14 protein-coding genes are annotated in these 17421 nt (G+C 56.7%); 9 read left to right on the forward strand and 5 right to left on the reverse strand.

Annotation, left to right across the window (positions count from 1 at the left end):
• Positions 1-74: 74 nt before the first annotated feature.
• The 3 genes from HMPREF2554_RS03550 to HMPREF2554_RS03560 all read right to left on the reverse strand — a co-directional run bounded on the left by HMPREF2554_RS03550 (position 75) and on the right by HMPREF2554_RS03560 (position 4240).
• Positions 75-1583 (reverse strand): sugar transferase, encoded by a 1509-nt coding sequence (locus HMPREF2554_RS03550; protein ID WP_070554039.1) that lies wholly within the window; start codon positions 1581-1583, stop codon positions 75-77.
• A gap of 462 nt (positions 1584-2045) precedes the next feature.
• Positions 2046-2831 (reverse strand): phosphatase, encoded by a 786-nt coding sequence (locus HMPREF2554_RS03555; protein ID WP_013397594.1) that lies wholly within the window; start codon positions 2829-2831, stop codon positions 2046-2048.
• A gap of 92 nt (positions 2832-2923) precedes the next feature.
• A complete protein-coding gene (locus HMPREF2554_RS03560; protein ID WP_013397593.1) occupies positions 2924-4240 on the reverse strand; it encodes a glycosyltransferase in 1317 nt (438 codons plus the stop codon).
• 234 nt (positions 4241-4474) lie between these two features.
• Here HMPREF2554_RS03560 and alr point away from each other — a divergent pair, with 234 nt between their 5' ends.
• From alr to tsaD, 5 genes are all read left to right on the forward strand, one after another.
• The gene (gene alr / locus HMPREF2554_RS03565) at positions 4475-5788 is read left to right on the forward strand and encodes an alanine racemase (RefSeq protein WP_013397592.1); all 1314 of its coding nucleotides are present in this window, start codon (positions 4475-4477) and stop codon (positions 5786-5788) included.
• A gap of 63 nt (positions 5789-5851) precedes the next feature.
• Entirely contained in the window at positions 5852-6478 is a 627-nt protein-coding gene (gene tsaE / locus HMPREF2554_RS03570) for a tRNA (adenosine(37)-N6)-threonylcarbamoyltransferase complex ATPase subunit type 1 TsaE (protein ID WP_013397591.1), read from the forward strand.
• Between the two features lie 118 nt (positions 6479-6596).
• Positions 6597-7382 (forward strand): tRNA (adenosine(37)-N6)-threonylcarbamoyltransferase complex dimerization subunit type 1 TsaB, encoded by a 786-nt coding sequence (gene tsaB / locus HMPREF2554_RS03575; protein ID WP_013397590.1) that lies wholly within the window; start codon positions 6597-6599, stop codon positions 7380-7382.
• 12 nt (positions 7383-7394) lie between these two features.
• Positions 7395-7958, forward strand: a complete 564-nt coding sequence (gene rimI, locus HMPREF2554_RS03580) for a ribosomal protein S18-alanine N-acetyltransferase (RefSeq protein WP_013397589.1) — start codon at positions 7395-7397, stop codon at positions 7956-7958.
• 6 nt (positions 7959-7964) lie between these two features.
• Complete coding sequence (tsaD, locus tag HMPREF2554_RS03585) at positions 7965-9083, forward strand: tRNA (adenosine(37)-N6)-threonylcarbamoyltransferase complex transferase subunit TsaD (RefSeq protein WP_041321842.1); 1119 nt, start codon at positions 7965-7967, stop codon at positions 9081-9083.
• An 80-nt stretch (positions 9084-9163) separates the two neighbouring features.
• Here the strand turns inward: tsaD and HMPREF2554_RS03590 are convergent, their stop codons facing one another.
• Together HMPREF2554_RS03590 and HMPREF2554_RS03595 are read right to left on the reverse strand one after the other, a co-directional pair.
• The gene (locus HMPREF2554_RS03590; protein ID WP_013397587.1) at positions 9164-10312 is read right to left on the reverse strand and encodes a glutamate--cysteine ligase; all 1149 of its coding nucleotides are present in this window, start codon (positions 10310-10312) and stop codon (positions 9164-9166) included.
• 167 nt (positions 10313-10479) lie between these two features.
• The gene (locus HMPREF2554_RS03595; protein WP_013397586.1) at positions 10480-11928 is read right to left on the reverse strand and encodes a class I SAM-dependent methyltransferase; all 1449 of its coding nucleotides are present in this window, start codon (positions 11926-11928) and stop codon (positions 10480-10482) included.
• Between the two features lie 245 nt (positions 11929-12173).
• Here HMPREF2554_RS03595 and groES point away from each other — a divergent pair, with 245 nt between their 5' ends.
• The 4 genes from groES (at position 12174) to HMPREF2554_RS03615 (ending at position 17299) form a co-directional block, all read left to right on the forward strand.
• Positions 12174-12461, forward strand: a complete 288-nt coding sequence (gene groES, locus HMPREF2554_RS03600) for a co-chaperone GroES (RefSeq protein ID WP_004005229.1) — start codon at positions 12174-12176, stop codon at positions 12459-12461.
• Between the two features lie 129 nt (positions 12462-12590).
• Entirely contained in the window at positions 12591-14180 is a 1590-nt protein-coding gene (groL, locus tag HMPREF2554_RS03605; RefSeq protein WP_013397584.1) for a chaperonin GroEL, read from the forward strand.
• Positions 14181-14449: 269 nt separating this feature from the next.
• Entirely contained in the window at positions 14450-15967 is a 1518-nt protein-coding gene (gene guaB / locus HMPREF2554_RS03610) for an IMP dehydrogenase (RefSeq protein ID WP_013397583.1), read from the forward strand.
• A gap of 201 nt (positions 15968-16168) precedes the next feature.
• Positions 16169-17299, forward strand: a complete 1131-nt coding sequence (locus HMPREF2554_RS03615; protein WP_013397582.1) for a GuaB3 family IMP dehydrogenase-related protein — start codon at positions 16169-16171, stop codon at positions 17297-17299.
• Positions 17300-17421 lie beyond the last annotated feature (122 nt).

The following is a 17421-nucleotide window of genomic DNA, read 5'->3' on the forward strand; positions in this document are numbered from 1 at the left end:
GTGGGGCGTGACATGATGTCACGCCCCACCGCTGTATTGGACTATACCGACCTTGGCATAGTCGGGCACGAAAATTAGTAGGCGCCTTCCTTGGCGAAGACTGCTCGTACCGTGCGCAGCAGGATAATAAAGTCGGTTGTCATAGACCAGTTTTCGACGTAGTACAGGTCAAGACGTACCGATTCATCCCAGGAGAGATCGCTTCTGCCAGAGACCTGCCAGAGCCCGGTAATCCCGGGTTTGACGAGCAGGCGGCGGTACATAATATCCTCATATAGGTCTACCTCTTCCGCCAGCGGGGGCCGAGGGCCCACCAGGGACATGTCGCCAATAAAAACATTCCAGAGCTGCGGTAGCTCATCAATGGAGAACTTGCGAATAAACCGGCCGATTGGGGTGATGCGTGGGTCATTCACCATCTTAAAGAGCACCCCGTTGCCTTCGTTCTGTTCCATAAGCTGTGCTTTTATCTCTTCGGCGTCGGTGCGCATCGACCGGAATTTGACCATGCGAAAAACATCGCCGTTCATTCCTACGCGCTCTTGGAAGAAGAATGCAGGTCCGCCGTCGCGTCTGATAAGGATACCTACCACCAAGAAAACAGGGGAAAGCACGAGAAGCCCCAGTCCAGAGGCGAGCACATCCAGGGAGCGTTTCGCCAGTGCAGCGATACCCGTAATATGCGGAGTAGAAACGTGCACGAGCGGTAGCCCGTTGAGCGGCTGAATATGCATGCGAGGCCCTGCAATATCGGTGGTTGCGGGAGCCATAATCAGGGCGATGTGCGCATCCGCGAGACGCCAGCCGAGCATCCGCATCTGTTCCGGGGTCAGCTGATGCCCGTTCGAGATGGCGACCATCTGAATATTGTTTTCCTGCACGGCCTGCATAATATCGTCAGGGTTCGTGGAGTAACCCAGAATGGGCAGATCGACGTCTGCAATCGTGGTACCGGCGTAGATTCCCGGCAGGTAAAACGCAGCTGGTGAAAGCCCCGATGCGACGGCGCCGGAGAGGCTCTTATACAGATGTTTACCGGTGGGAACGTCGGAAATAATCATGACGCGGGTTAGCGAATACCCTTGCAAACGTTTCTGTACTAGTCTTTGGCGCAGTAGCCAGCGCTCTATCATGATGAGTCCTAAACCCAACGGGTAGGCGATGAGCAGGTACATGCGGGTCAGGTCGATTTTGAGAAAGAACGCCACTATCACGAGTGTGCAGAAAAAGTAAGTGCTGCCGCGTGTGACCATACGGTATTCGTCGGTTCCCATTCCTAGAACGCGAATATTTCGTGAGCCGTTGACTTGCAGAGTCAGCCACCAGATTATGATCATTCCGATATCGAGGAAGATATAGTCGATGGGTGCGACGGAAGGATCGAGCAGGTTAAGCGGCCAGACATTCACAGGCGGTAAATCCGCGTTTACGAAGCCGAAGCGAATAAAGTGCGCAGCAAAAATAGAGATGGCAATGGCAATCAAGTCGCCCAGGTAAAGAGATTTCAAAACCTGTGGATGCCACTCACGTTTGGCGACATATGTGGTGCCCCAAACTTTTTTGAGTCTTTCTTTTGCTTTCAATGAAGTTATCTTCCCCGGTCGTGGTGAGCGCGCATATCGGTGTATGCGCGGAATGCTCGAGTTTGAGACCCGCAGCCCGGTGGTCAATCGGAATACAGATGAATGATGTGTGTGAGCGAGAAGTAGAGAGAACAAGAACCAGCTTTGAGGTCCCGAGGCGGTCCGGAAGAGAAACCTGGCCTTTAGCTGATTCTCACGATAGTTCTTCAAAACTACTCAGTCCTTATATTTTACGGTTAAACCAGGAGTTTAGTCCTTCTGAATGGTTGTCTAAACTTCAAGGATAAAGAGTGAATTCAATCACCTTAATGTGCCATAAAGGTGTTGAAGACACGATTATTAAAGGTTAATGTGGATGTTTACTATTGTAAATAGCTTTAATAAATATACTAGTCAGAGAGTTTTAATGCCCGTAAACTAATAAAATACCTTGAAAGAATAAAAAACCATAGCCTAAAAGTTTTACCGAAATTGTTTCAATGAGGCGTGATTCACCAAAAAATCAATCAGCGGTTCGTAACGATTCGGCGGAACATTATCATCCATCGGAACACACACCGGTAAATCACCCTGCTCTGCGGCAATAAACAATCCCGGGTCGTTACAGTCGGCAATACCGAGCGTCAGCAGCTTCTGCTGCGATGCCGCATACCCCGCCATCCCGTGATCGGAAACCACAAGATCGGGCAGCTCGCCGCGCTCACGAAGCTGGGCGAGGGCGATGCGCATCGGCCCCGGGAAATGCGTATGCTGCAGATTCCCGTACTGCTCAAACATCACCACACCCATGATCTGGCGAATATCGCCGTCCAAAAACCGCTCACCCTGCTCAATACGCAGCACCGTGGCCCCGGCGCGTTCGGCGACGCGCGCCAGCTCAGCATAAATGGGGAAAAGCCCGGCGGGATGGCCGGTGGCGAACAGGATCTTTTGGCGGGCGCGTACCGCATCGCCAAAAATACGGGCATACTCTTCGAGAGCATCAATGCACTGGGCGGCACCAATCGTATCTTGCCCCTGAACATGCGAGCGGTCGGGGTTCAGTCCAACACGGCGTACCATGACCTCAAAAACTTCGTCATAGGTCCAATCCTTCGACCATGTAACTCCGAACTCGAGGTGCTCATTGTGATCGAGAAACCCTTGAATATGCGAAAGGTTATTCTCGCGCGGTGTAGCAACATCGCCCGTGATGCGGGCAGAATCAAGATAAGCGGCAAACTCGTCGCGCGTCATTGCAAAACTCATACGTCAAGTGTAGCCGCTTGAACAACTTTCGAGACCGTGCTGTGGTGCGTTCTACAGGTTTTTGGGGAAGAGCAGAGTAATTCGGCAATAAACTATGCGGAACCCTCGGCCCGCTCTTGTGCTAAATGACGACCGGTTATCGCCTCGGAATAGACGCACAAGGTTTTTCGGGCGGTCGCTTCCCAACTGAAAGAACGTGCACGAGCTGCCGCATTCGCCCCCAGTGTTAAGCGCAGACGTGGGGCACGCACCAGCCGCTCGATCGCAACCGCCCAACGCTGCGGGGTACGCGGCGCCACAAGCAACCCCGTTTTATGGTTCTCGATAGCGAAACGCAACCCATCCGCATCGGTAGCAAGTACCGCAGCCCCCGAAGCCTGCGCCTCCAAAGCCACTAGCCCAAAAGATTCAGACGAGGAAGGAGAAGCCACAATATCGGCGCGGCGAAAAATATCGGCAAGAATATCGGCAGGAACCGGACTGCGCAGATGCACCCGATCGGCGATGCCTAAATCGCGGGCACGGGCAAGAAGATCTAATTCGTATCCGGAAGAAGACTTGCCGATAATATCCAGTTCAACATGCAGATCCGCGGGAAGAAGCGCAAGGGCCTCTACCAAAATATGAGGTCCCTTTAACGGCTGAGGACGCCCAGCAAAAACCACCCGAGCGTGCGTATCCGAACCCTCATGTTCGGCGTGCACCCCCGGCAGTGGGTGAAAAATACCGGTATCAACCCCCGGCGCAATCACACGCATGCGTGCGGAATCTGCCCCATAGTAGTCCTGCAGCTGCTGCCCTTCAAGAGAAGTATTGACGATCGTCAAAGCGGCATGTTCAAGAACTCGATGCTCACTTTCATAACGTGCGTGTGGTTCTTCGGGCTCGTCGGGGGAGCGGCGCGCATCCTTCGCTGCGGCGGTCGTATGAGGGGTAAATACTACGGGAACAACTGTTCCTTCGGCAGCGTAGGTCTGGGCAGCCCCCAGCGCAGCGACGCCCGAAAGCCAATAATGTGCATGAATAACCTGCGGATGCCAGCACGCTAATGAGACGCATTGCGCCGCAAATTCGGTTGTAAACTCAGCAAGTTGATTTTTGCGAGCACCTAAAGCCTGCGGAATCAACACCTGATGCACCCGCACTCGATCACGATACGAGTTGAGAAGAGTCGGAACCTGTACCCCGGGCTTTGCATGCTCACAATCGGGATCGGTAAGAAGCGTGAAAACCTCGACGCGCAAAGTATCGTCTGCCGCCAGCATAGCCGCAATCGAACGCGCAATATAAACGTTCATGCCCCCGGCATCGCCGCGACCGGGCTGCGCAAAAGGATCGGTATGCAGAGAATAGACATGCACAACAGGCTGGGGCAAGCGGGACTGCGAGCTCTCGGGAATCTTCACCATCCTAGTCTAACGCGCAGTTTTATAAGACAGCGCGTTCTGCAAGCCGAGTGAGTCTAAGGGTGAACGTGTAAGCCTCGACGGTATCGAAGAGGCGCATTCGCACAGTAAGAACATGAACTGTTGATGAACGCTCCCTAAACCGGGATAAGAAGAGCGAAAATACATGAAAAGACGGGCTAGAATGAGTGTAACTAGACGCTCCCCGCGTTCACCGAGTACCGGAGGTATATAGAAATGACTGTTCCCACACGTCCCCTCTACACCCCGAACCTGCAGCCCGGTGAGGCGGAGCGAACCGCTATCATCGACCTTAATGCTCTTGAGCACAATACGCGCGTGCTCAAAGATATGATCGGCGAACGTAAACTCATTGCCGTGGTGAAGGCGGATGCCTACGGTCACGGCGCCTACCCCGTGGCACGGTCAGTACTCGAAGCCGGTGCCGATATTCTGGGCGTTGTGCATGTGACCGAAGCCCTGGAATTGCGCTCAGAGGGTATTACCGCCCCGATTATAGCTTGGCTGCACACCCCGCAGACGGACTTCGACGAAGCACTCGAAGCAGATATTATCCTGGGTGCCTCCGGCTGGGACTTAGAAGCAATAGCAGAAGCTGCCAATCGCACCAAGAAGCGTGCTCGTGTACATCTGAAAGTAGACACGGGGCTTGGGCGTAACGGCTCCACCTTTGAGGACTGGCCCGCGCTAGTGGCGCGCGCCCTTGAACTTGAAGCCGCAGGGCTGGTGCGCATTGAGGGCATTTTCTCGCATCTGGCGGTTGCCGATGAACCCGAACGCCCCGAGACCGCACGGCAGATCACCCGACTCAACGAATTCGTAACCGTCGCCCGCAGCGCGGGTCTCACCCCCGAGCTTGTTCACCTGGCGAACTCCCCGGGAACGATCACCGGCGCGAGCCCCCTATATAACACGAACGAGGCAGTTCTTGCCGATGCGGTACGCTGCGGAATCGCCCTCTACGGTCTTTCCCCGCTCGCGGGTGTGAGCTCCAAAGACCTAAATCTGCGGCCCGTTATGACCCTGGGAACCCATGTGTGCAATGTCAAAGAAGTACCCGCCGGGCAGGGGGTCTCATACGGGTTGCGGTACAGCACCGATAAGCCCACCACGCTGGCCCTCATTCCGCTCGGATACGCCGATGGCGTGCCGCGCATCGCTGAGGGGGCGCCGGTCCGTATTTACCCGCGTGCCGATGCCGCAAACCCCGTGGAACCACGCACGTACCGTGTCGTGGGCAGGATTGCTATGGATCAGCTCGTGGTTGATTTGGAAGAACCCGGACTCGCCGATCCTGCGCGCGGTATTCTCGGCGGTTCCGCCGTACTTTTCGGCTCGGGAGATAACCCTCCCGTTGAAGAATGGGCCGCTGCAGCGCAGACCATTAACTACGAGATTGTGACTCGTATTTCCCCGCGCGTGATACGCATCTACCGCGGTGGCGCCTGGGTGGAACGCGAAGTAGATGGTCTGCATGCCTTGGGATCCCTCTTCGGTCTCGACGATGAACAGACACCGGAAACCGTCTAACGATATGTGAGTTCGAGTCTTCGCATCCCTGTTTAACCCGTACCGTTCCCCGGAAAGAAGCCCATGCACGCACATCCCGTTTTAGAAGTTGATCTTGCCGATCTTGCGCATACCCGCGCGGCGGCGCACGCGCTTGCACCGTTGCTCACCGCCGGGGACTTGCTCTTGCTCTCGGGAGAGCTTGGTGCCGGGAAGACCACTTTCACCCGCGCCCTAGGCGAGGGGCTTGGAGTGCGTGAGGGCGTTATTTCACCAACTTTTGTGCTCTCGCGGGTGCATCCTAATCTACTGGACGGCACCCGCCCAGGCGGGCCCGATCTCGTGCACGTGGACGCATACCGGCTCTCTAGCGCCGAAGAATTAGACGACCTCGATCTAGAATTCTCGCTGGAAAAATCCGTGACCGTCATCGAATGGGGACGCGGTAAAGCCGAGCATCTGAGCGATTCCCGCCTGGAACTAGACTTCACGCGACTCACCGGCGCGGACGCCTCCATCGCCTACGCCGCCGAGAACTACTCGCCCACAGGGGAAGGGGAGTTCGACTGGGATGCGCTCGACGACCGCGAGGACGAGAGCGCTGATGCCTCAGAACCGCGGCTGCTGCGCATTACCGCTTATGGACCACGGTGGGAAGGCGAAGCGTATCGAAGTCTTGAAGCCGCCATGCTCAAACTCGGCGGCGAGTAACCTGTTTTAAGAGTTGCCGGGAGCGAACGGAAGCGCACCTCATGAGCCTGCCTTGGGGTATTTATGAAGCGAGAACCCGTCACAATAGTGGGTACAGGCAGCACGTTAGAATGATAGGGTGCTCATACTTGCTCTAGATTCATCAGCCACCGCATCCGTGGCTTTGGCGCGCCTCGACGGCGAAAATCCCGGTTCAACCGCAACTATTCTCGCCGCCCGCGAAAGCGCCGATACACGTTCACACGCCGAAGTGATGTCGCCCTTCGTAGCCCAGGTACTCGACAAAGCACAGGTAAACGGACAGAACGTGGATGCGATTCTCACCGGGACCGGGCCGGGCCCTTTCACCGGACTGCGTGCCGGAATCGTCACCGCCCGAACTCTTGGATTTGCCTGGAACAAACCCGTTTACGGGCTTATGAGTCTAACAGCCCTGGCAGAGCGAGCATTCGTTCAGGATTTCCAGGGCAAAGCCGCCCAGATGACCGAGATTCTGGTAGCCTCCGATGCGCGCCGCCGCGAAATCTACTCTGCAATTTTCACCGTTACCGAGAACGGATACACGATAAAAACCGGTCCGCAGGTGGCACCCGCAAACGAAAGTATGCCTGCACCCGGCAGCGTTTCTGGACAGAATACCGCAGGTTATCGTGCCTACGGTTACGGTGCCGAGCTTTACCGCGAACAACTGGAACAATCGGGGGCGCAAATTTCTTCCGAATTATCGCAGCTGCACCCCAACGCAAGCGACCTCGTGCGTGCCGCCGCGCGCTTGGGTATAAAAAATCTTAGCACCGACACCCGCGCCCTCTACCTGCGTGACTCGGACGCGAAGGTTCCAGCCGCCATGCTTGCGCGGCAGAGCCAGTGCGCTTCGGGAGAACCCGTATCGTCTAAGGGATAGGGGGGCGTAAATATGCACTCGAAACTTCAGCATCCAGAACTTCCCGGTGCGCTCGCCCACGGCGCCCGCCTGCGCCGCGCCGATATCAACGATGTACCGCATCTGTTCACCCTCGAACAAGAGCTCTTCCCCCTCGACGCCTGGAACCTTGATATGTTCCTCGCCGAAACAACCCACCCCACCCGCACCTATTACGTACTTGAGCGGGCGCATTCCGGTGAAAATCCCCAGGAAAACCCCGATGAAAAGAACGCTCCGAATATTATCGGATACTGCGGGGTTATGACGGTGGCAGACACCGCCGATGTGCAGACCATCGCCGTGCTGCCCGAGTACGAAGGCAACGGATACGGAAGAGCCATGCTCGCCACAATGCACCGCCGGGCACAGGATTTAGGGGCGCAGCGCATCCTTTTGGAGGTGCGGGCCGATAATCCCCGAGCCCAGAACCTCTACCTGCGCACCGGATACACGCATATTCACACACGGCCCGGCTATTATGACGACGGCACGGATGCGCTGATCATGCTCAAGGACTTCGCCGCCGATGCCTCCACAACAACGGAAACTACCTAAGAAATGATGACTGAAAAAACACTTTCTGCCGCAGCCGAACCGCTTGTATTAGGTATCGAATCATCCTGCGATGAGACCGGGATCGGCATTGTACGCGGCACCCGTCTGCTCACCAACACGATTTCATCCTCTATGGAAGAGCACGTGCGGTTCGGTGGGGTGATTCCCGAAATTGCTTCGCGGGCTCATCTTGATGCCATGATTCCCGCTCTCGAAGCCGCACTTGCAGACGCTCACGTGACCCTCGACGATATAGACGCGATTGCCGTCACCGCCGGTCCCGGGCTCGCCGGGGCACTCATGGTCGGTGTTTCTGCCGCGAAGGCGCTGGCTACCGCTACCGGAAAGCCGCTCTACGGCATTAACCACCTGGTGGCGCATGTAGGCGTGGGGCTGCTCGACGATAACGGTACCGAAGACGGCTCGGCGCTGCTTGAACACGCGCGAGATGGCGGGCTCGGGGCACTGCTGGTTTCTGGTGGTCACACCGAAATTCTGCAGGTACGCGATATTACTCAGGATGTTCGTCTGCTCGGAGCCACCCTTGATGATGCCGCCGGTGAGGCCTACGATAAAGTCGCTCGTTTACTGGGACTCGATTACCCGGGAGGCCCCGCTATTGACCGCGCCGCGCGCACGGGGAATGCTAAGGCGTTTGTTTTCCCACGCGGGTTGTCAAACCGTAAGTTCATGGGTACCGCCGAAGCCCCGGGGGCACACCGGTATAATTTCTCGTTTTCAGGGCTCAAGACAGCCGTAGCGCGTGTGATTGAAGGCTTCGAGGCACGCGGTGAAGAGGTTCCGGTCGCCGATATTGCGGCATCTTTCCAGGAAGCGGTTGTCGATGTTATCACGAAGAAAGCCGTGCTGGCCTGCCGGGAACAGGGACTGCACACCCTCTTACTCGGCGGCGGCGTTGCGGCAAATTCGCGGCTGCGTGAGCTGCTTTCGGCACGATGCACTTCAGCTGGGGTGCGCCTCATTATCCCGAAGTTTACGCTGTGTACCGATAATGGTGCAATGGTGGCGGCGCTTGGGGCACGCCTTGTCGAGGCCGGGTATGAACCTTCGGGAATCGATTTTACGACCGATTCTTCGCTGCCGGTCACGACGGTGTGTTTCTAGAGCATTTGCTTAGACTAGAGGGAACCGTCAGCCCACCTCCTGAGAAAATTCGGGGGAGCGGGCTGGAACTTTATCGGCCCCTAGCGGATGGGACGCGCCCGTGACTGGAGCGCGACATCTCGAATAACCTCGTGGAAAGAGCCAGTTTTCTCGTAGATAGCGCGCTGCCGGTCGGCGCCAGTGCCCTCCGTCAGCATATTCCTTACATGCTGCAGCTCCGGCAAACAATCCAAATCCCGGGCAACATCCTCTAGCTGAGTAACAAGAAGCTCAATATCCTCGCGCAGCGGGCGCACCTGCGGCTCGTTAGACACAATAATCTCGGTGTCTAAACCATAGCGGGCGGCACGCCATTTATTCTCCTGCGCATGCCAAGGGTTTAACACCTCAATCTTCTCGCCAGCCTCAATTTTGCGCGAAAAAAACTCCACTAAACATTGGGTGAGCGCCGTAACCGCCGCCACATCACGAATCGACGGAAGGCCGTCGCAGTACCGCATCTCTAAGGTGCCGTAGCGGGGAACCGGGCGCACATCCCAACGGTCCTCGCTGACCTCTAAAATAGCGCCCGTCTTCACCAACGCATGCAAATAGTCGCTGTACTCCTGCCAATTTTCAAAATGGAAAGGCAGACCATTTGAAGGCAGCTGCTGATACAGCATCGTGCGGTGCGAACCATACCCGGTATCCACGCTGTCCCAGTAGGGCGAAGACACCGAAAGCCCCAGCAGATGCGCGCAATAGTTGGTGAGCGCATCCACGAGAGGCAAAACCTTATCGCGTGAATCGACGCCCACATGCACATGCACGCCAAAAATAACCATGTGCCTACCCCAGTACTGGCCGCGACCCACCACACGCTGGTACCGTTTCTTCGCAGATACCTGCTGTTTCTGCCAATGCGCCGTAGGGTGCGTGCCCGCCGCATAAAAATCAAGCCCCAGCTCATCAGTAACCTCACGGATCTTATCGGTCACCGAGATCAACTGCTGGCACGCCTGCGGCACTGTAGTACACACGCCGGTAATAATCTCAAGCGTATTTTCCAAAAATTCGCCCGTCACATGAGCATGATCCAGGGAAGGTTCCAAAAGTTCAGGATAACGTTCGCCCACACGGGTAAGTACCTCTTGAGCGCGCGCTACCAGCTCTCCGGTATGCTGGTCAATCAGCGCGATCTCCCACTCTACGCCTAGAGTGGATTGCGCCGAGGAAGCGAACGGAATCAAAACTCTCTCCTTCTTAGGGTGACTGCATTTATTCTACGGTGTTGGTGACCACAACAACGCTTTTTCGAGTGCGTATGAACTAAATACGACACGAACATGAAGTATCTGACATAAAACGTCACACACCGTCATCATAGTTTTGTAGATACGCCGCCCACATAAACCCGCTAGACCAGAGAACTCTTAGTGTCCGAGGCGGAGACTTGCGCTGCATCAGAAAAATCTACAGGTCGCACATGCCACCCGATGCGCCGCGCCCGCTGCCCAGACCCCACTCGAGTAAACACTAAAGTCGCCGGGTTATAGCCCTGATTCTTCGCGGCCTTCTTACCTGATTTCTTGCCCGCACCGCCTGCCAGCAGGGTCGCACGCAATTTCTCGGGCACCAGATCAACACCGCGTTTCTTGATCGTCAAAGCCGTAAAACCGCGCTCGCGCACCCACTTTTTGAGCTGTTTCTCATGCACCGGGATTTCCTCAAGAACCTCATAACACTGTGCCAGCGGACTCTGAACAGCTTTTGCCGCCGTGAGGTACGCCAGGTGCGGATCAATCAGGTTCGCCCCAAGCTCTTGGGCTAACTCCTGCACCAGATGCGCCCGCACTACCGCGCCGGAAGGCTCATAGAGGTACTCACCGGGGGAGGGGAACCGGGTTTGCTTTTCATCAACAGGGGTTACTTGTTCCGCAGAATAGGGACTCCTCAGCGTGGTTTTGTGAATGCGCAGGCCCTTGTCTTCAGCCTGTCCCGTCGCCTCCTGCCGCAGCACCGTGACCGTGCGTGCAACGCCCTCCTGAGCCAAAGCATTAAACCAAAGCACTAACTCCACGAGAGAACCCTCATGCTCAACCCACTGCGCCGTGACACGCGGATGGGGGTTCGCCTCGCTACGAATATCCTCGGGGCGCGCAATAGCCTCATGCGGCATCCCCGGACCAAGTTTGACACCCATCGGCATGCCAGTTCTGGCCAGATCCACTACGAACGAAAGCGGGGGAGAATAGGCTTCGGGATCAAAAATACGTTCTGTACGGGATTTTACGACTCCGGTCAGATCACGTCTGGCCGGATCAAGCCATATGCCCTGCACGACCTTGCCGTTGCCATCACGAAAACTCTCGGGGTTAAAATTCGTCACATCACCGACCACAACCCGTGAACCCGAAAAATCCGCCAGATTTGCGGCAGCAAAAGATGCCGTCAACGGGTCAAGCTCCACAGAAACAGTCGCTAAGGATGCGCGCGCGAACTCCAACGAATCCGCGCCAATACCGCATCCCAAATCGGCAACCGAACGAACCCCGGCACGGGCAAACACGGCCGCATGCTCGGCAGCAACAATCGGTCGAGTCGCCTGCTGCGCGCCGTGCTCGGTCAAAAACATAGTGCGCGCCCTATCGCCGAACTTTGACAGCGCCCGAGTGCGCGCCTTAACAAGGCTGAGGATATTGGCGGTCTCATCGGGCGTGAACCCCTGCGCCCGCAGCCGCGTAACCTGTTCGAGCGAGTGCTCTTGACTATAGGGGAAAAGCGCATCCGCGGCATCTAACGCCTGCCGGGTAAAAGGCAGCTCGGGCGGCAATGCAAACGGCGGCGGGGGCACAAAATCAACCATAGGCTTAAGTGTAGTGGCATGAGCATATGCAGAAGGCTTGGATGCTGCGGCAGGTTCACGGGGCGCTCGCGTATTATCCTGTGCGCGAAACGCCGCCCTCGAAACGGCGCGCATTCTTGACCGGGTGCCGCCGGGATTCTAAAGTTGAATTTAGCACTCGAAGCGGTGCAGTGCTAAACGCCCAGGCACTAGGGCTAAACCGCTTCACAAATTTTTAAAAACGCTGACTAAAAAGGAGCATACCTATGGCTATTAAGCCCCTCGAAGACCGAGTAGTTGTCAAACTAGAGCAGGCTGAGCAGACCACCGCATCCGGTCTGGTTATTCCCGAAACTGCAAAGGAGAAGCCGCAGGAGGCTCGCGTAGTAGCTGTGGGCCCCGGTCGTGTGGACGATAAGGGCAACCGCGTTCCCGTCGATATCGCCGAAGGTGACGTAGTCGTGTTCTCCCGCTATGGCGGTACCGAGGTCAAGTACCAGGGCGAGGAATACCTGATTCTCTCCGCTCGTGACGTTCTGGCGATCGTCGACTAATTTCGCATATATGCAGGATGCGCCGCCGGTTTCTCGCGCGGCGCATCCGCTATACCTGACCTGGATTTGGCGCACGTGCGCCTTCTACGATATCGAACGCTCACAACCCTCAAGGAGTAGCGAATATTCATGGCTAAACAGCTTGAATTCAACGATGCCGCCCGTAAGTCCCTGCAGGCCGGCGTCGATAAACTCGCCGATGCGGTCAAGGTTACCCTCGGCCCACGCGGGCGCAATGTTGTGCTCGATAAACAGTGGGGTGCACCGGTTATCACGAATGATGGTGTCTCGATCGCCCGCGAAGTTGAGCTTGAAGACCCCTATGAAAACTTGGGCGCGCAGCTCGCTAAAGAGGTAGCCACCAAGACTAACGACGTTGCCGGTGACGGTACGACTACCGCAACCGTGCTGGCGCAGGCACTCGTGAATGAGGGACTGCGCAACGTAACAAGCGGTGCGGCACCTGCGGAGGTGAAGCGTGGCATTGAGGCCGCCGTTGAGAAGGTCTCCGAGCGTCTGCTTCAGGATGCCCGCGAGGTACAGGGCCCGGAAGTTGCGCATGTTGCCGCTATTTCGGCTCAGTCCGACCAGATCGGCGAGCTTTTGGCATCTGCTTTTGAGAAGGTCGGTCAGGACGGCGTCATTACTATCGAGGACGGCTCCTCCACTGAGATTGAGCTTGATATTACCGAGGGTATGCAGTTCGACAAGGGCTACCTTTCGCCTTCGTTCGTGACCGATGCCGAGCGTGGCGAAGCGGTTCTTGAAGATAGCCTCATTCTGCTCTACCAGGGTAAGATCTCCACTGTTGCCGAGATTATGCCTCTGCTGGAGAAGGTCGTACAGGCGAAAAAACCGCTGACCATTATCGCCGAAGACGTTGATGGTGAAGCACTGTCCACCCTCGTGGTGAATAAGCTCCGCGGAACTCTCGACGTTGTGGCGCTTAAGGCTCCCGGGTTCGGCGATCGCCGCAAGGCTATTATGCAGGATCTCGCCATTCTGACCGGCAGCATCGTGATTACCCCCGAACTGGGTATTGACCTGGCTCAGGCAACTCTCGAAGAAACCGGTTCGGCGCGCCGCGTGACCGTCACCAAGAACACCACCACGATTGTGGACGGCGGTGGCAGCAAGGAAGCGGTTGAAGACCGTGTGCAGCAGCTGCGCCGAGAGATCGAGGCCGTCGATTCCGAGTGGGATCGCGAAAAGCTCAAGGAACGCCTGGCGAAGCTCGCCGGTGGCGTGGGCGTGATCAAGGTGGGCGCGGCAACCGAGGTTGAGGCTAAGGAACGTAAGCACCGCATCGAAGACGCTGTGTCTTCTACCCGCGCGGCTCTTGAAGAAGGCATCGTATCCGGTGGCGGTTCGGCACTGATCCACGCCAGCAAGGCGCTCGACGGTTTTGAACTCGATAGCCACGACGCAAACGTAGGTGTGCAGATTGTACGCCGCGCCCTGGTACAGCCGCTGCGCTGGATTGCCGAAAACGCTGGCGACGACGGCTATGTGGTGGCGGCAAAGGTCGCCGAACAGCCCGTTGGTCACGGTTACAACGCCAAAACCGGTGAGTATGTTGATCTGTTCGAAGCGGGCGTAATTGACCCCGTGAAGGTCACCCGCTCTGCGCTGCAGAATGCATCATCTATCGCGGCTTTGGTACTCACGACCGAGACTCTGGTGGTTACCAAGCCCGAAGAAGAGGACGAAGACGAATAATTGATGGGTTGCCCGGTTCGAGGAGAGAAAATCTCGTTGAACCGGGCAACAACTATCTGTAGGGGCTTGATGCAGACTGGCCTGAAATAAACGCAAGCGCAGCCTCGAACCGGATACTGCGGCCTTGCAGGAAAGGCACACATCCGAACCGCTCCGTGTACCCCGAAGCAGACGTAAGCGTTTACCATAGAGATACGACGTTTTACACCCGGTGGCACCACTCGCTACACAACATCTATACATCCGGTACAGCATTTGAAAGGCTAAACATGACTGTCCCCACCGCCCTGACCGACGATCCCTTCGGTTTCACTGGTCTGACCTATGATGACGTGTTGCTTCTACCCGGCAACACCGATGTTATTCCCTCCGATGCCGATACCAGCACTCGACTCTCCAAGCGTATTACCCTGGGCACCCCCATTATTTCCGCTGCGATGGATACCGTGACTGATTCCCAGATGGCGATTTCGATGGCGCGCCTAGGCGGCATGGGCGTGATCCACCGCAACCTTTCGATCGAGGATCAGGCAGCACATGTTGATCGCGTGAAACGCTCCGAATCGGGCATGATCATTAATCCCGTCACCATCGGTGCTGACGCAACTATCGGCGAATACGATAATCTGTGCGGCTATTACAAGGTTTCGGGTCTGCCGGTGGTCACCGAAGATGGCAAACTTGAAGGTATTATTACCAACCGCGATATTCGCTACCTCTCGCGCTCGGACTATGAAAGCACTCTCGTGCGTGATGTTATGACCCCGATGCCGCTCATTACCGGTTCACCGAACCTCACGAAGGATGAAGCCTTCGCTCTGCTCTCGAAGAATAAAATCGAGCGTTTGCCCCTCATTGACGAGGCCGGTAAACTTGCCGGGCTGATTACCCTCAAAGACTTTGTGAAGACCGAACAGTACCCGCGCGCCACCAAGGATGACGATGGTCGCCTGCGTGTTGGCGCTGCTATCGGTTTCTTCGGCGACGGCTACGAACGCGCTATGGCCCTGGTCGAGGCCGGAGTGGATGCGCTCTTCGTCGATACCGCCAACGGACATTCCCAAGGCGTGCTCGATATGATTTCCCGCCTGAAGAAAGATCCCGCAGCCGCACATGTCGATGTGATTGGCGGTCAGGCGGCAACCCGTGAAGGCGCTCAGGCCATTATTGATGCGGGCGCAGATGCCGTGAAAGTCGGCGTGGGTCCCGGATCAATTTGCACCACTCGTATTATCGCGGGTGTGGGCGTACCCCAGGTAACCGCGATTAACGAATCCGCGAAGGCAGCTATTCCCGCCGGTGTTCCGCTTATCGCCGACGGCGGCATGCAGCACTCCGGCGAGATCGGCAAGGCTCTGGTTGCTGGCGCCGATTCCGTGATGCTTGGCTCGCTTCTGGCGGGAACCGCCGAGGCCCCCGGCGATCTGATTTTCATGAACGGTAAGCAGTTCAAAGCCTACCGCGGCATGGGCTCGCTGGGCGCTATGCAGACCCGCGGTCGCCACAAATCATACTCGAAAGACCGTTATTTCCAGGCAGATGTTTCCAGCGAAGAGAAGCTGATTCCCGAGGGAATTGAGGGGCAGGTTCCGTTCCGCGGACCGCTTTCTGCCGTGCTGCATCAGCTTGAGGGTGGTCTGCGCCAGACCATGTTCTACGTGGGTTCACGCACCATTGAGGAGCTTAAGACCAAGGGTAAGTTTGTGCGCATCACCCCGGCGGGTCTGAAAGAATCTCATCCGCACGATATTACGATGACTGTCGAGGCGCCTAACTACCGCCGTTAACCACCGCTGACCGGCTTAGCGGTGTGTATGGCTCGAACATTAGAGAACCTATTCCGTCGTGCATTTTGTGATATTTCTGAATAATCTGCGGCGGAACGGGCTATACGCCGAGTAGAGTAGATACTGCATCAGGCGCGTAGTCTTGCGGGGCAGCCGTGCGCCAAGAAACACCGGTCAGAGACCTTCCGAAGGGAAACATACATGTCCGATATTCAGATTGGGCTCTCTAAGAGCGCCCGCCGCACCTATGCGCTTGACGATGTGGCGCTGGCACCGACGCGCCGCACCCGTGACCGTCGCGATGTCGATACGTCATGGCAGATTGACGCCTTCAAATTTGACACCCCAATTGTGGGCGCACCGATGGACTCTGTGATGTCTCCAGCGACTGCGATTGCGCTCGGAAAGCTCGGTGGTTTAGGCGTGCTCAACCTAGAAGGCTTGTGGACTCGCTATGAGGACCCGCAGCCGCTTCTAGACGAAATTACTGAGCTTCCCGAAGCTGATCCTGCCTCTGCTACCACGCGCATGCAGCAGATTTACGCTGAGCCGATTAAGCCCGAGCTGATTACCGCGCGCCTAGAAGAAATTCGTGATTCGGGTGTTATTGTGGCGGGCTCGCTTACCCCGCAGAACACCCAAGAACATTACGAAACGGTGGTGCAGGCTGGGGCCGATCTTTTCGTGATTCGCGGTGCTTCGGTCTCTGCGGAGCATATTTCGACCTCGCATGAACCGCTGAACCTCAAGAAATTCATTTACGAGCTGGATGTGCCTGTTATGGTCGGCGGCGTGGCAGGGTACACTCAGGCGAAGCACCTGATGCGCACCGGTGCCGCCGGTGTTCTGGTTGGGTTCGGCGGCGGTTCTGCGATGACCACCCGTAAGGGGCTTGGTATTTCCGCACCGATGGCAACCGCTATTGCCGATGTTGCTGCGGCCCGTTCGGACTACCTGGACGAATCCGGCGGACGATATGTTCATGTGATTGCCGACGGCGGGCTCAGCCGTTCCGGTGATCTGGTGAAGGCGCTGGCTCTGGGCGCGGATGCGGTGATGATCGGCGCGCCCCTGGCGCGCGCATCTGAGGCGCCGGGCCAGGGCTGGTACTGGGGCAATGAGGCGCATTCGCGGGACTTCCCGCGTGGGGTGCGCACCCCCTTGGGCGTGGTTGGAACTCTCGAAGAGGTGCTGTATGGGCCCTCGCACCATGTGGATGGTACCCGCAATATTGTGGGCGCCCTCAAACGCGCAATGGCGAACTGCGGCTACCTGGATTTGAAGAAGTTCCAGAAGGCAGAGATGACACTCGTGCCTGAATATCGGGGATAATCTCGGTCAGTCTCGTGTTCCGTTGAGTGCGCAGGAACCGAGCGAACATTCTCTTTGCTAAAACGTATTGCGCCCTCACCGGTGAAAATATCCGGTGGGGGCGCAGTGTTAGAGGTGCAGCC

It is taken from the genome of Rothia sp. HMSC071F11 (assembly GCF_001809115.1).
Taxonomy (GTDB): domain Bacteria; phylum Actinomycetota; class Actinomycetes; order Actinomycetales; family Micrococcaceae; genus Rothia; species Rothia dentocariosa.

Bases quoted from the DNA above. Each gene is read 5' to 3' on its own strand.
- groES (WP_004005229.1), top strand. From the start codon at position 12,174: ATGGCTATTAAGCCCCTCGAAGACCGAGTAGTTGTCAAACTAGAGCAG.
- HMPREF2554_RS03615 (WP_013397582.1), top strand. From the start codon at position 16,169: ATGTCCGATATTCAGATTGGGCTCTCTAAGAGCGCCCGCCGCACCTAT.
- groL (WP_013397584.1), top strand. From the start codon at position 12,591: ATGGCTAAACAGCTTGAATTCAACGATGCCGCCCGTAAGTCCCTGCAG.
- alr (WP_013397592.1), top strand. From the start codon at position 4,475: ATGACTGTTCCCACACGTCCCCTCTACACCCCGAACCTGCAGCCCGGT.
- rimI (WP_013397589.1), top strand. From the start codon at position 7,395: ATGCACTCGAAACTTCAGCATCCAGAACTTCCCGGTGCGCTCGCCCAC.
- HMPREF2554_RS03555 (WP_013397594.1), bottom strand. From the start codon at position 2,831: ATGAGTTTTGCAATGACGCGCGACGAGTTTGCCGCTTATCTTGATTCT.
- tsaE (WP_013397591.1), top strand. From the start codon at position 5,852: ATGCACGCACATCCCGTTTTAGAAGTTGATCTTGCCGATCTTGCGCAT.
- HMPREF2554_RS03595 (WP_013397586.1), bottom strand. From the start codon at position 11,928: ATGGTTGATTTTGTGCCCCCGCCGCCGTTTGCATTGCCGCCCGAGCTG.
- HMPREF2554_RS03560 (WP_013397593.1), bottom strand. From the start codon at position 4,240: ATGGTGAAGATTCCCGAGAGCTCGCAGTCCCGCTTGCCCCAGCCTGTT.
- tsaD (WP_041321842.1), top strand. From the start codon at position 7,965: ATGACTGAAAAAACACTTTCTGCCGCAGCCGAACCGCTTGTATTAGGT.
- guaB (WP_013397583.1), top strand. From the start codon at position 14,450: ATGACTGTCCCCACCGCCCTGACCGACGATCCCTTCGGTTTCACTGGT.